The sequence below is a fragment of the Pseudomonas sp. AL03 genome (assembly GCF_029960815.1).
GTDB lineage: Bacteria > Pseudomonadota > Gammaproteobacteria > Pseudomonadales > Pseudomonadaceae > Aquipseudomonas.
The window spans coordinates 115,546-129,257 of the sequence record NZ_JASBRE010000012.1 but is presented as its reverse complement, the minus strand read 5'-3'; the positions used below and the strand labels follow the sequence as shown (position 1 = coordinate 129,257).

The 13,712-nt window shown below is 57.7% G+C and carries 13 protein-coding genes and 3 pseudogenes; 3 read left to right on the top strand and 13 right to left on the bottom strand.

Features of this window, described 5'->3' with window-relative positions; translation table 11 throughout:
* Positions 1–11: 11 nt before the first annotated feature.
* The 6 genes and pseudogenes from QK293_RS14185 to QK293_RS14160 form a co-directional block, all read right to left on the bottom strand.
* Complete coding sequence (locus tag QK293_RS14185; RefSeq protein ID WP_282377881.1) at positions 12–1,322, bottom strand: UDP-glucose/GDP-mannose dehydrogenase family protein; 1,311 nt, start codon at positions 1,320–1,322, stop codon at positions 12–14.
* A gap of 628 nt (positions 1,323–1,950) precedes the next feature.
* Positions 1,951–2,316: pseudogene (locus QK293_RS14180) on the bottom strand (tetratricopeptide repeat protein); the annotation flags it as partial.
* Positions 2,317–2,824: 508 nt separating this feature from the next.
* Complete coding sequence (locus tag QK293_RS14175; RefSeq protein WP_282377879.1) at positions 2,825–4,171, bottom strand: glutamine synthetase family protein; 1,347 nt, start codon at positions 4,169–4,171, stop codon at positions 2,825–2,827.
* Positions 4,172–4,195: 24 nt separating this feature from the next.
* Entirely contained in the window at positions 4,196–4,750 is a 555-nt protein-coding gene (locus QK293_RS14170; protein WP_282377878.1) for an XRE family transcriptional regulator, read from the bottom strand.
* Between the two features lie 25 nt (positions 4,751–4,775).
* Positions 4,776–6,065, bottom strand: a complete 1,290-nt coding sequence (locus QK293_RS14165) for an FAD-binding oxidoreductase (RefSeq protein WP_282377877.1) — start codon at positions 6,063–6,065, stop codon at positions 4,776–4,778.
* Positions 6,066–6,224: 159 nt separating this feature from the next.
* Positions 6,225–7,427: an NAD(P)/FAD-dependent oxidoreductase gene (locus tag QK293_RS14160; RefSeq protein ID WP_282377876.1), complete on the bottom strand. Its 1,203-nt coding sequence runs from the start codon at positions 7,425–7,427 to the stop codon at positions 6,225–6,227.
* Between the two features lie 282 nt (positions 7,428–7,709).
* Here QK293_RS14160 and QK293_RS14155 point away from each other — a divergent pair, with 282 nt between their 5' ends.
* Positions 7,710–8,276 carry an Rrf2 family transcriptional regulator gene (locus tag QK293_RS14155; protein WP_282377875.1) on the top strand — a complete coding sequence of 189 codons (567 nt, stop codon included), beginning with the start codon at positions 7,710–7,712 and terminating at the stop codon, positions 8,274–8,276.
* A 3-nt stretch (positions 8,277–8,279) separates the two neighbouring features.
* On the opposite strand, the gene QK293_RS14150 is transcribed toward QK293_RS14155, so the two are convergent.
* Both QK293_RS14150 and QK293_RS14145 read right to left on the bottom strand, forming a co-directional pair.
* Positions 8,280–8,615 (bottom strand): hypothetical protein, encoded by a 336-nt coding sequence (locus QK293_RS14150; protein ID WP_282377874.1) that lies wholly within the window; start codon positions 8,613–8,615, stop codon positions 8,280–8,282.
* Positions 8,616–8,685: 70 nt separating this feature from the next.
* On the bottom strand, positions 8,686–8,904 hold the full coding sequence (locus QK293_RS14145; protein ID WP_282377873.1) for a hypothetical protein: 219 nt from the start codon (positions 8,902–8,904) through the stop codon (positions 8,686–8,688).
* A 170-nt stretch (positions 8,905–9,074) separates the two neighbouring features.
* Here QK293_RS14145 and QK293_RS14140 point away from each other — a divergent pair, with 170 nt between their 5' ends.
* Positions 9,075–9,314: a hypothetical protein gene (locus QK293_RS14140; RefSeq protein WP_282377872.1), complete on the top strand. Its 240-nt coding sequence runs from the start codon at positions 9,075–9,077 to the stop codon at positions 9,312–9,314.
* A gap of 13 nt (positions 9,315–9,327) precedes the next feature.
* Positions 9,328–9,572: pseudogene (gene bamE, locus QK293_RS14135) on the top strand (outer membrane protein assembly factor BamE).
* Between the two features lie 58 nt (positions 9,573–9,630).
* Here bamE and QK293_RS14130 read toward each other — a convergent pair.
* From QK293_RS14130 to benA, 5 genes and pseudogenes are all read right to left on the bottom strand, one after another.
* Entirely contained in the window at positions 9,631–9,831 is a 201-nt protein-coding gene (locus QK293_RS14130; RefSeq protein WP_282377869.1) for a DUF2188 domain-containing protein, read from the bottom strand.
* Positions 9,832–9,948: 117 nt separating this feature from the next.
* A pseudogene (locus QK293_RS14125) lies at positions 9,949–10,721 on the bottom strand (1,6-dihydroxycyclohexa-2,4-diene-1-carboxylate dehydrogenase).
* A gap of 24 nt (positions 10,722–10,745) precedes the next feature.
* On the bottom strand, positions 10,746–11,759 hold the full coding sequence (benC, locus tag QK293_RS14120; protein ID WP_282377868.1) for a benzoate 1,2-dioxygenase electron transfer component BenC: 1,014 nt from the start codon (positions 11,757–11,759) through the stop codon (positions 10,746–10,748).
* A 10-nt stretch (positions 11,760–11,769) separates the two neighbouring features.
* Entirely contained in the window at positions 11,770–12,258 is a 489-nt protein-coding gene (benB, locus tag QK293_RS14115) for a benzoate 1,2-dioxygenase small subunit (RefSeq protein ID WP_282377867.1), read from the bottom strand.
* Entirely contained in the window at positions 12,255–13,619 is a 1,365-nt protein-coding gene (gene benA, locus QK293_RS14110; protein ID WP_282377866.1) for a benzoate 1,2-dioxygenase large subunit, read from the bottom strand. The genes benB and benA overlap by 4 nt, the downstream gene beginning before the upstream one ends.
* Positions 13,620–13,712 lie beyond the last annotated feature (93 nt).

Below are 13,712 nucleotides of genomic sequence, written 5' to 3'. Positions count from 1 at the left end.
GCGCGCCTCGCTTACCAGCAGATACCCTCAAGCCGATCGCCACTGGCGTGCGGCATGAAGCCCACCAGGTCGACCACCTGCTTGCCCTCGGGCACCTGAAGCGCAATGGCTTCGAAGGACTCGTCACTGTTACCCAGCACGATCACGTCCGCCTGCTCGATCACCTTCGCAAGGTCAGCGCATAACAGCGAAGCGAGGTGCGGAATCTTCGACTCGATGTATTCCTTGTTGGCCCCGTAAATACGCGCGTACTCAACGTTGCGGTCGAAGATATGCAGGTCGTAGCCCTTGCCGATCAACATCTCGGCCAACTCCACCAGCGGGCTTTCGCGCAGGTCATCGGTGCCCGCCTTAAAGCTCAGGCCGAGTAGCGCGACACGCCGCTTGCCATAACTGCTGATAATGTCGAAGGCTCTCTGTACCTGCACCGCATTGCTGCGCATGATCGAGGCGAGCAGCGGGTGCTCGACGTCCATTTGCCCGGCGCGATAGTTCAGCGCACGCACATCCTTGGGCAGGCAGGAACCGCCGAACGCGAAGCCGGGGCGCATGTAATAACGCGACAGGTTGAGTTTGGTGTCCTGGCAGATCACGTCCATCACATCGCGACCGTCGACGCCGGCGGCCTTTGCGATATTGCCGATCTCATTGGCGAAGGTCACTTTGGTCGCGTGCCAGACGTTGCAGGTGTACTTGATCATCTCCGCCACTTCGATGCTCCTGCGCAGGAGCGGCGCGTCCAGCTCTTGATAGAGCGCGGCGAGCATGTCACCGCTGCGCTGGTCGAGTTCACCGATCACCGTCATGGGCGGACAGTTATAATCCTTGATCGCGGTACTTTCGCGCAGGAACTCCGGGTTGATCGCCACGCCGAAGTCGACCCCGGCCTTCTTGCCGGAACAGTCTTCAAGTATCGGGATCACCACGTTCTTCACGGTGCCCGGCAGCACCGTGCTACGCACCACGACCGTATGCCAACTGTCCTTGTCGTGCAGGGCTTCGCCGATCTCGCGGCAGACCGACTCTATGTAGACCAAATCCAGATCGCCATTCTTCTTGCTGGGCGTACCGACGGCGATGAACGACATATCCGTGCCCATCACTGCGGCCTTCACATCACCGCCACCCCGCAGCCGCCCAAAATTTACCCCTTGCTCGAGCAGCGTCTCCAGGCCCGGCTCAACGATGGGCGACTTACCCTGGTTGATCAGGTCGACCTTGACTTGCGAGACATCCACCCCGATTACGTCATGTCCGCGAGCACAGAGACAGCCCGCACATACAGCGCCCACGTACCCCAAACCAAAAATGCTGATACGCATCGGTGAATACCCCCGTTACCCTGATTCAGGAAGGCCATCGGCATGCCACGCAGACCGACAGTCGCTCTACCGCGCCAACTAGCCGGCAGTTAGGTACAACTTGATTCTTGACCACACTCGAAGAACTTGAGTGTAGACAAACATCACTTTGACACTGTCATTTTTTAAAAATATTTCGAACACTTCGCGCCGACAACATGTGCAGTGAGATCAGCAAAGCGAGTGCCAAAATCGACAACACGTTAACGTTTAGAAAAATCACTACTAAAATCAGCCAGATATAAAAGTTATCGAGACTGGCAACTTGAACAAAAAATATATCCACGCACCAAAAATAAGCAGGCGCTTACGGTACTTGCTGCACAGACATGCCTAAAACCCTGACACGGTGCAACGCCAACGCTACAACATTGTAAGCGCAGCCATTAAATTCATCGCAGAGTGTAAAGCGAATGAAACATGTCAATTTTTTATTAACTATTTATTGGCGCCGGCACTACACGCAACAGTTAATACCTTTAAAAACGGACGTCAGAGGTGCGGGCCTTATTAGTCCATCCAAGTACTTGATAGTCGTTCAAAGTATCGAGTGCATGTTCAATGGGAGTTTTGCTGAGGGACTGTAGCGCTTGGCCTGCTGCGCTGCCTGGATCAATTGCAAGTTGCGGTTGCGTAACTCGACGTCACGACCAACCCGCATGTTCGAGCGCACCGCCAACGTTTCAGCCTGCTGGTATTGCCCCTGCTGAAGACGCAACACTCCGAGGTAATGCAGCGTAGCGGGATTGTTCGGCTGGATAGGCAGGGCACGCTCCAGCGTGGCAGCGGCTGGGTCCAACTGGCCATCTTCATACTGCCGCGAGGCGGTTTCGATTAGGGTGGTTGAAGCGCTGTTACTTTGCGAGGGCGCTCTGCGCTCGGCAGCAACCGAGCAAAGCGACGCGACGGCGCAGAACGCCAGGATGAGACCCGGCAGAAAATTCTTGGTTGGCATCAGGGGGCGGACTCGGCTGATCTCGGACGGCACTGCCGTAAAACAGGCCACCAGCGCTGCTCGGCATCTCCGATACAGGGCCCCTATTGACCAAATTCACGCTGCAACGGCCACTGCGGATGGCGTGGAATCCGCAGACCACCACAACCAGTCTCATTTTTTACCACCCCATCATTTAAGCGTGATCCGTTGACGTGTAGGGTCGAGTCCAATGCTGAACGGTCGTCTCCCATCACTTGCCCTTCCCTGGGGCGCCGAGCAGGCTTACCTGCGCGGCGAGCGGTCCACTTAGATTGAGCAAGTGCCGAATTTCAGGCAAAAAAAATCCCAGGCAGCTGATGGAAGCCTGGGACTCAAAATGCATAAACCGTGGTGGTGAACGCGGGGCGAATATTACTTAATACTTCTGCCTGTAACAAGATACTTTGATTCACTATCGAGTTACTAAAACGTCTAACCCATTAAATACCCACACAATTTTAACGGATGAGCGTCGACAAGGCCTAATTTAGAGGTACCAGCGATACTCCCGCGCACTGATGTCCTGCAGGAATGCCAAATGGTCCTGGCGCTTGTTTTCGCAGTAGACATCCACAAATTCCGACCCCAAACCTTCGCGCAACTGCGCATTGTTTTGCATCGAACGCACGGCCTCCAGCATCTCCAGCGGGAAGTCGATACCGCTGCCACGATCTTCGTTGAGGGATGCAATCGGTTCACGACCGATTTCCAGCCCTTGCTCCAGCCCTACCAGAATCGCCGCCAACACGAGATAAGGGTTGGCATCCGCGCCCGCCAGGCGATGTTCGATGCGCAGATTTTTAGCGTCCGACTCAGGCACCCGCAGGCAGGCGTCACGATCTTCAAACCCCCAACTGGCGCGCGTCGCGACGTTCACTGTGCCGCTCAAGCGACGCATTGCGTTGTGATTTGGTGCAAAGATCGGCATGCAATGCGGCAACACTTCAAGGCAGCCGGCCACCGCATGGCGCAGCGCCTGCTGATCGTTAGCCGCCAACAGGTTATTCCCCGACTTGTCGTAAAGGCTCACATGCACATGCATGCCGCTACCGGGGTGCTGCAAGTAGGGTTTGGCCATGAAGCTGGCGCGGTGGTTGTGCTTGAGGGCCACCCCCCGTGTGCTGCGGCAAAACAGGGCCGCCCAGTCGGCCGCGCGCAGGCCGTCGTCAAGGTGACCAAAATTGATCTCGAACTGGCCTGGGCCCAGCTCTGCAGTGATCACCGTTGCGTCGATGCCTTGCGCCCGCGCGGTCTCGACCATTTCATCGAGTACCGGTGAAAATCTCGACAGCCGTTCGATGTGCATATTCGGCTGATCATCGGCATCGTCCGTCATCTGATCGCGAGGGAACTGTGGCAAGCCGTCACGCAGCTGGCGATCGAACAGATAGAACTCCAACTCGAACGCGACCACGGGAAAAATCCCTTTTCGGCCAAGGCGCTCGAGCACCTGCGCCAACACTTCTCGCGGCTCGAAGACGATAGGTTTTTCAGTACCGCTTGAGGTAATCAGCATCTGCCCCAGCGGTTGTTTTTCCCAGCTCACTGGCTTGAGCGTACCGGGCACCAGTCGGCGGGGAGCATCCGGATCACCGTCGTTAAAACAGTAGTCGCCGATTTTGAACAGACCGCCCTGCGTGCCCAGCAACACACAGTTTTGCGGCAGCTTGAGCACGCTGCCGGCGGCGACCTTCTCGAGCATTTCTATCGGGTAGCGCTTACCGTAAAAATGCCCGGGAATATCCAGGGAAATCAGGTCAACGTAACGTACCTGCGGGAAGCGCTGACGAAACGCGCGAACCTCAGCAACCAGATCAGAGCAGACAGCATCCATCGTTAGTGTTCCTTGTTGTTTTTATCAGGTGTAAACCCAAAGCACTCGGGTGAGCTGATCCGTGAGGTTGCCGTAGCGACAATGCGTGTGACTGGCCAGTTGAAAACTGTCGCCGGTACGTAATGTCACCGGTTGATCGTCATCCAGCCACAGCGTCAACTCCCCCTCGAGGACATAGCCACCCTGCTCCGAACTGTCATTCATGTGCCGATCACCACTGCTGGCGCCGGGCATCAGTTGGCTTTCAAGCATTGAAAAGGACGCCCTCATCTTCGGGGAGACGAGGATGTCGGTAATCCCGTCGGCGTAATACAGCGTGCGTCGCTCATCCGGTCGGGTCACCCAAGGCAATGCCATGGGTTTGGGCAAGCTGTAGAAATAAGTGGTCGGCACGCCAAGGGTTTCGCTGATGGCGGTCAAGTCCGCCACCGTGGGACGTGACAGCCCCCGCTCGACTTGCGAGAGAAAGCCGACCGAACGACCGATTTTGTCTGCCAGGTCTTTCAGCGTGTATTTTTTGTGCTTGCGCAGGTCCTGGATCAGGATCGCCAGCGCCGATATTTCTTCTTGCATGTCCATCTAAAGGCTTCCAGAAATTGATGCTTCAAAGACTGTCGCGCAGCCGATACCAGGCCTTGCCGATGGCTTCCAGCGGTGCTGCCAAATACTTACCACCGGGAAAACTGCCGTTGATCAAACCCTGGTACAACGCCAACTCATCCGGCTGGCCAAGTATCGCGTCGGACACGGCGCGGGCCCCGGCCAATGTCGGCAGCACGCCGTGGCCTGAGTAACCCTGCAGCCAGTAGAGATCGCCACGTCGACCGATGTCTGGCGTGCGCTTGAGGGTGAGGTCGATGTGCCCTCCCCAGGCAAAATCCAGCTCGACGTCCTTTAGCTGGGGAAATACGCGCTCCAGATAAGGCCGCGTCGCGGCCGCGATGTCCTTCGGCATGCCACCCAGATAGGTGCATCCACCGCCGAACAGCAGGCGGTTGTCCGGCGTACGACGAAAATAATCGAGGACAAACTGATTGTCGGTGACGCACACATTGCTCGGTAGCAATGCGGTTGCCTGTTCCTCTGAAAGTGCCGCGGTGGCCACCTGATAGGTGCCGACCGGTAACACACAACTCGACAGTTTCGGATCAAGCCGATCCAGATAGGCGTTGCACGCCAGCACCAACACGTCCGCCTGAATGCGACCGCGCTCAGTGGTGACCACGTAACGATCGCCTTCTTCGCGATAACTCAGCGCCTTGCTGTGTTCATGAATGCATCCACCGGCACGTTCAATCGCGGCAGCCAGCCCGAGCGCCAGTTTCAGCGGATTCAAATGCCCGCCTTCAGGATCAAACAGGCCCGCCTGGTAGCGCTCACTGGCGACCCATTCCGGCAACGCCTCGCGCTCAATGAACTGCAAACCATCGTGACCCCACTTGTGGCTGGCCTCGTGTTGCCATTCTGTCAGCAGACTCACCCGTCGCGGCATCACCGATGTCCAGAGGTGGCCGGGCCGATAGTCGCAATCGAAATCATGGCGTGCAGGCAACGCTCGCAACTCTCGTGCAGCCCAGCGCATGCCGTCCCATAACCGGCGCGCGCGCTCATAACCCAGCGCCGCCTCCAATGGCGGCATGTCACACGACCAACCGAGAATGGCCTGACCACCATTGCGGCCCGAGGCTGCCCAAGCCACCCGACTGGCTTCCAGCAACGTCACGCGTTTGCCAGCCAGGGCCAGACGCAACGCCGTATGCAATCCACTGAAGCCAGCCCCGATGATCAACACCTCGGTGTCCTGCTCGCCCTGCAAAGGGGCTCGATCCAACAGACGATCCGCACAGGAGTGAGCGTAATAGCTGGCGACGTGCTGGGCAGATTGCTGAAACATGCGGGCCTCGTGAACTTCTATACTTATAATTTCATGAAAAAGTACACGTTAAATTTCACGACCGCAACCGTTCAAGGCGCAAAAAAAATCCCGCGCAAGAGAACCCGGGCGGGATTTTTTTCAAGCCGACAGCGTTATCGACGCAACGCTGCCGACGCTTCAGGCAACAGGAATCATCGGATCCGCTGAAGCCAGCGCAGTGACACGGTCAGCCGCAGGTGGGTAAATCCACGTCGTGTTGATCTGGGTTTTCAGCGCCTTGGCTTCCGCCTTGATCAACTTCACCTGACGGTCCCAACCCTCGGTGTAGACCGCTCCCCAGGCGCCTAGATCCAGACAGGTCACGTATTTAGGCTGGCTATACGGAGTCGGATCCACACCCAGGATCTGTGCGGCAACGTTGTTGCCGGCATGACGACCCAGCGAGATGGCGTGCTGACAGGTCATCAACGCGAAGTTACCGATGTCATCGCTGGCGGCGCAGGCGACGTCGCCGGTGGCGAAAATGTCTTCCTGACCAATGACTTTCAGGTGCGCGTCGACGTGCAGACGACCGAGGTGATCGCGTTCGGCCGGAATCTGCTCGGTCAGCGAGCTGGCGCGCACACCGGTGGTCCAAATCACGGTTTTGGCATCGATGCGCTGACCATCGGCCAGGGTCACGCCGCTATCGTCGACGGCGACCACCGACGATTTCAAGCGCCATTTCACGCCGGTTTCAATACTGGCTTCAGCGATCGACTTGGCAATCTCGTCACCCATGGACCCGCCAACTTTCTCGCCACGATCAACGATGATCACTTCGATGCCGGCACGATCACCCAGGATGGCACGCAGACGCCCAGGCATTTCAGTCGCCGTTTCAATCCCGGTGAAGCCACCCCCGGCAACTACTACGGTGTTGCGGGCTTTGCTTTCTGGCAGGTTTACCAGGGATTTGAGGTGATTTTCCAGGCGTACGGCCTGTTCGATCTGGTCGACGTCGAAGGCGTGTTCCACCACACCTGGAGTGTTCGGCAGTGCCAGACGGCTGCCGGTCGCCAGAACGAGTTTGTCGTAGCTGCACACTTGCTGATTGCCCGATGCATCGACGTAACCGACGCGTTTTTGCGCGACGTCGATGCTCTCTGCAGCGCCCTTGATGAACTTCACGCCGACCGCATCAAACAGTTCGCCAATCGGCGCGGCCAGTTGGTGCGCATTCGGCTCGTAGAAGCGCGGACGTACACGCAACTCGGCCTGAGGGGCCAGAACAGTCACTTCAACGTCGTTGTGACCATGAATGTCGAACAGGCGCGTGGCGCTCAAAGCCGTCCACATGCCACCGAAACCTGCGCCGATAACCAAGATGTGCTGTTTCATTTTTAACTCCGGGGGAGAAGACCAAGTGATGAATTCGTTAAAGGTCACGCTCTTCGGTAGCGGCTGCCGACCTGATAACTACGACTATATTGATCCCAGTTTCTTAGCACAAACGAAATTACTGATGGTTACCATCGAAAAGTTTGATTTGTCCTCAGGAGGAGCAATAAATCGTCCAACCAGCGTATGAAGTTTGAGCAGACGCAGTGAATACGGGATCGATTCATTGCTCAGCTCACTTTCCACTGCTAACATTTACGACTACTTTAGTCGGAGATCGATATGTCTCTTTACAGCGCGGGCGTTGAGTACGGCATTCATTGCCTGATTTTTTTGGTGGGAAATTGCGGTGACACCCGTGAGGCGAGCGTGCGCGACCTTGCTGAACTGCAAGGCGTCCCTCAGGACTATCTGGCAAAAATCTTCACCAAACTGGCCAAGGCAAAACTGGTGGTCGCCACTGAAGGCGTGCGCGGGGGGTTCAAGCTGGCCCGGCCTTCTGACGAAATCAGCCTTCTGGATATCGTCAATGCCATCGACGGCCAGAAGCTCATCTTCGATTGCCGAGAGATTCGGGGGCGTTGCGCCTTGTTCGAAGGTTCCGCGCCGGCGTGGGCGGTGGCTGATCACTGCTCAGTCCATGCCGCCATGATGATCGCGCAGAAACGTATGGAAGACGCCCTCGCCCAGCAGACCATTCTTGATCTCGCCAGGAAGGTCGGACGAAAAGCGCCGGCGCAATTCAATGCTCAGGTGGACGACTGGATGAACGAACGTCGGGAAAAGAAAACCAGTGCGAGCACTCAGGCAATCGACGACATCATCCAGGTGACCGATATCACCGGCTAAACCTTACAGGCAATCACGCACTGTCTTGCGCAGCGCCCCTGATTTCGCCCACGGCGGCCCCTGATAAAGCGATACGTGACTGCCCTCCTTCGATTTCACGATATCCACGATCTCGTCGACCGTGATGATGCTCGGCGCCGTGAGCCGGTAGCCGTTGGAAATCGCCGATTGGGTTGTATTGGGTATTTCCTGCTGCCACGCCGGCAGAACGCACGCGGCATAGTCTTTTGGCGCCTTGTTGCTGTACTTGCTGACATTGGGCTCACCCGGCACCAAGGACGCGGGCAACGAACAGCCCGCCAGCAACGCCAACCCTGCTCCCCCAATCAACTTGCGCATGACGCTTCCTTATCCCGAAAAAGAGGAATGTAGCGCGTCGCTGCCCAGACATCCATCCGCTGAACTGCACTCAGCGAGGCGCGTTGTTATCGCCCGGACCCGGGTATGACCTCTCGTTGAGATAGGTCATCCATCTTTCGTACGCTTCATGCTGCCATTGAGTGACCCGCTCCCATTCCGGGCCGCTGAGCTGATGTGCGGAAATCAGCTTCATCATCTCCGTGGTAGCCGCGTCCAGGTCAACGATCAGCTCATGGGCATGAGATCGAAAGTCATCGGTGGTCGTCATTGGAAGTTGCCTCGCCCTCGCGAAAGTTCACTACCTCACTACGACATCAGATCTGCTCGTTCGCGTTCATTTTCCCGACAAAAGGCAACGCCAACGGCCCTGACGAACAAAACGCCATGAAGTGGGAAATGGGGCTAAAATTTCGTAGCAGAGATTCTCAGGAGGTCATCATGTGGCTCAACGAATCTGAAAACGAACTTCGGCGTGACCTGCAAGGCGTTGCGTCGGACTTGAGATGGTCAGCGGTAGAGCTATTGCGCATCGCAGAGCAGCTACGCCAGCTCGGCAATGATGTGGATGCGCAAGCAGCCCAAAAGCTGTGCGAGTTGTTTCAGGGAGATGAAGAACGACTGAAGGGTTATGCCGAGGAAGTGAAAGCCAAGTTCATCACTCGAACGAAATCTCATTAGCAGGAGCGCTGCCATGAGCAAGCCGATAGGCGCGCTGGTCGTCGTACTGGCAGCGTCGAGTGGCTGCAGCACTGAGTCGCGCATCTATCGGGATCGGCCGTTGGTCGCAAAGGTGGAGACCGGCATGAGCAAGGATCAAGTCCAGCAGATCGGCGGCCAGCCTTTATCGATAACGGATCGCACGGCTGAGCCAGGCACGTGCTTTGACTACAAAAAGCCCGAGAGCCTTCCCGCAGCTCCGGTGGTGGCGGTTATTAGCCCCAGACCTTAACGCCATGCGAAAAAGCCCCGGCGAACCGGGGCTGCAGGCGCACTATCAATCTGACTTCTGGCTGCGTGCAGGCCGGCTTGATCTGGCCTTGTAGCCGGGAAGAGAGGCCGCAAAGGCCAGTGCTTCCTCTCTGCTGCCAAAGGCTCCAAGCCGGTCACCTTTGGTGCACACCCGCCACGGGCCATTGTTCACGCTGAGTACGTCATAACCGTTCATGTGCATTTTGGTCAGCATCGGAACGCTCATAGTCACCTCCATCTCGGCAGTGATGATCCTGGATTCACCTGAATACCTTACACCCGACCTTCATTGAAGTGCCGACCAGACGTCGCGCCGGATGGTGTCCGTAGGGTTGATTGCGTGTCAACCCTGGTCGCCGCCACCGACCGGCATGATCATGCCGGTGATATAGGACGCTTCGTCGCTGGCCAGAAACAGAATAGCGCTCGCCTGTTCATCCAGCGTGCCGTAGCGCTTCATCAAACTGCTGTCGAGCGTCTGGTCGACAATCTGCTGATACCAGACCTTCTCTTGCGCGCTCTGTTCAGCGCTGTTGCGCGGAATGACCCGCGGCGGCGCTTCGGTACCACCAGGCGCAGTGGCATTGACCCGAATCCCACGACCGGCGGTTTCGAAGGCCAGGCAAGCAGTCAGCGCGTTGCCCCCCCCTTCGCCGCACCGTACGGCACGCGATTGACACTGCGAGTAGCGATGGACGAAACGTTGACGATGGCGCCGCTGCCCTGTTCAAGCATGAACGGCAGCGCGGCATGACAGCACCACAGCGTCGGGAACAGCGAGCGGCGAACTTCAGCCTCGATCTGCGCCGCGTCGTAGTGCTCGAAGGGCTTGGCCCAGATCGTCCCGCCGACATTATTGATCAGAATGTCGAGACGATCGAAACGCTCGATAGTGGTTTGCATTACGCGGCTGCATTCGCTGTATTGCTCAAGATCAGCGGTCAGCGCCAGCACTTGGCTGCTCTGCCCCAATTGCTTTTGTACGTCGAACACCCGCTCGGAGCGGTCGACCAGAATCAACCGAGCACCTTCTGCCGCCATGCGTTCAGCAACACGCCGACCGATGCCTTGGGCGGCGCCGGTAATCAGCGCGACTTTTTCGTGAAATCTGTTCATGTCTCTCTCCCACAACAGCGCGGCTCAGGCCGCGCTGGCGGCAAATTTCTCGTAGTAAAAGTTTGTCGGCGCGATGCCTTTCTCACGGATGAACTGGCTAACCGCTTCGACCATCGGCGGCGGGCCGCACAGGTAGACATCGACGTCACCTTCGTTCAAATGCTGCGGCTCGATGTGTTGGGTCACGTAGCCCTTGAGCGGGTGCTGACTGTCTGGGTTGGCCACGCACGCACTGAAGCTGAAGTTCGGGATTCGTGCGGCAAAGGCTTCGAGTCGATCGAGTTCCACCAGGTCGAAATCGTTGGTCACGCCGTAGATCAAATGCAGCGGATGTTCACTGCCCTGCTCGGCGATTTTTTCCAGCATCGCCGTGATCGGTGCCAGCCCCGTACCACCGGCCAGCAGCAACAACGGACGATGGATATCGCGCAGATAGAAACTGCCCAACGGCCCAGCCAGGCTCATGCTGTCACCCGCCTTGGCCATGTGGGTAAGGAAGCTGCTCATCAAGCCGCCGGGCACGTTGCGGATCAGGAAACTGACCTCGCCGTCACGCTGCAACGAGCTGAACGAATAAGCGCGGGTCTGCTCGCTGCCGGGAATCCCGAGGTTCACGTATTGCCCCGGCAGGAACGCCAGTTTGCTCAGCGCCTCGCCCTTGATCGACAGCGCGATGGTGCTGTCGGACAACTGGCGCACGGCGCTGATGGTGGCGTCATAGCTGGCTTGACGGGTACGGCAAACCTGCGAGGAGGTCGGCACGCGAATCACGCAATCGCTCTGGGCGCGCATCTGGCAGGTCAGGACGAAACCTTGCTCGGCTTCTTCCGGGCTGAGGGCGTCTTCGATGTACTCCTCGCCCAAATCATATCGGCCGGCCTCGGCGAAGCATTTGCAGGTACCGCAGGCGCCATCGCGGCAATCCAGCGGAATATTAATGCCCTGGCGGTACGCGGCATCGGCCACGGTTTCGCCGGCGTTGGCGTCGATGAATCGGGTGACGCCGTCTTCGAAATTGAATGCAATGGAATGCGTCATGACCGCTGCCTCAGAGGTGGTAGACATCGATGACCTGGCGAACGTAATCGTTCTTCAGGATCACTTTCTTGGCCTTGATCAGCGGGTTCTCACCGCGCACATCGAGGGTGTAGAAACTGCTGCCGAAATAGCTGTCGACGGTCTTGTAGCGAAAGCTCAGGGTGTGCCAGTTGAAGCGCACCTTGCACAGTCCGTCGGCCTGTTCGAGCAGTTCGATGTTGCTGATGTTGTGCGAGGTGCGGGTGTCCGGAATGCTTGCACTGGAGCGTTCGGTCTTGATGCGAAAGACGCGGTCTTCCAGACCGGTGCGGTTGCCGTACCAGATCAGCGAGATTTCCCGTTGTGGGTCTTCGGTCAGCTCGTCGTTGTCGTCCCAGGACGGCATCCAGAACGTCGCATCGGCGGCGTACAACTCCAGCCAGTCGTCCCATTGCCGGTCATCGAGGTAGCGCGCTTCGCGGTAGAGAAAATCGCGCACGGCGTCATAAGTGATGGTCATTGCACGGCCTCCACAGGAATCAGTTCGGACTGCTCGGCGGCCAAGGCCTTGAGCATGGTCTGCTGCCAATACTTGTGTTGCAGCACGAACAGGCCTTCGTCTTCGGTGCGCACGCCGCTGAGTAATGGATGCAGGTCGATTTCTTTGGCCGCCTCATCGGCGCCCTCAACCCAGTGTTCGGCGCCACGGGACATGTCGTTCCAGGCGGTCACGCTGCCCTGGTAACTGGTCTGGCAGGAACGAAACTCTTCCAGATCGTCCGGCGTGGCCATGCCGCTGACGTTGAAGAAGTCTTCGTACTGACGAATCCGGCTCGAACGTGCGGTGTCGCTTTCGCCTTTGGGGGCGATGCAGTAAATGGTGATTTCCGTGCGGTCGACCGAGATCGGCCGGGCGATACGGATCTGCGAACTGAATTGGTCCATGAGGTACACGTTCGGGTACAGGCACAGGTTGCGCGAGTTCTCGATCATCCAGTCGGCGCGAGCCTTGCCAAAATCCTGGGCCAATTCATCGCGACGCTCGTACAGCGGACGGTCTTCTGGATTGGCCCAACGGGTCCAGAGCAGCATGTGGCCCTTGTCGAACGAGTAGAAACCGCCGCCCTGCTTGGCCCAACTGCCGGCACTCATGGTCGGATTGCAATCGCCGGCCTCGCGCTGCTTGCGCTGGTTCTGGGTGGCCGCGTAGTTCCAGTGCACGGAGCTGACGTGATAGCCGTCGGCGCCGTTTTCGGCGGTGAGTTTCCAGTTGCCTTCGTAGATGTAGCTGGAAGAACCGCGCAGCACTTCCAGGCCATCAGCGGACTGGTCGACGATCATGTCGATGATCTTTGCCGACTCGCCCAGGTGTTCTACCAACGGCACAACATCAGCCTTCAGGCTGCCAAACAGGAAGCCACGATAGGATTCGAAACGCGCAACCTTGGTCAGGTCGTGGGAGCCTTCGCAGTTGAAGCTCGCCGGGTAGCCCGCTTCGGCCGGATCCTTGACCTTGAGCAGCTTGCCGGAGTTGTTGAAAGTCCAGCCGTGGAATGGGCAGGTGTACGAACTCTTGTTGCCGGACTTGTGCCGGCACAGCGTTGCGCCACGATGGCTGCAGGCGTTCAGGAACGCATTGAGCTCACCGTCTTTGTTGCGCGCAATGAAGATCGACTGGCGCCCCATGGTGGTGGTGTAGAAGTCGTTTTTGTTGGGGATCTGGCTTTCGTGGGCCAGGTACAGCCAGTTGCCTTCGAAGATGTGCTGCATCTCGAGATCGAACAGCCGCGGGTCGGTGAACATCTCGCGCTTGCAGCGATAGATGCCCTGTTCTTTGTCATCTTCGAGCAGGGAGTGAAGGTATTCGGGTCGCAGGGTCATGGCCGCCGCCTCCATTGTTTTTATTCAGGCAGGGCCATGCTAGGACGGGGGGATGTGGCGGACTATCCGATGGGTGCAGACCTGTATCCGTTT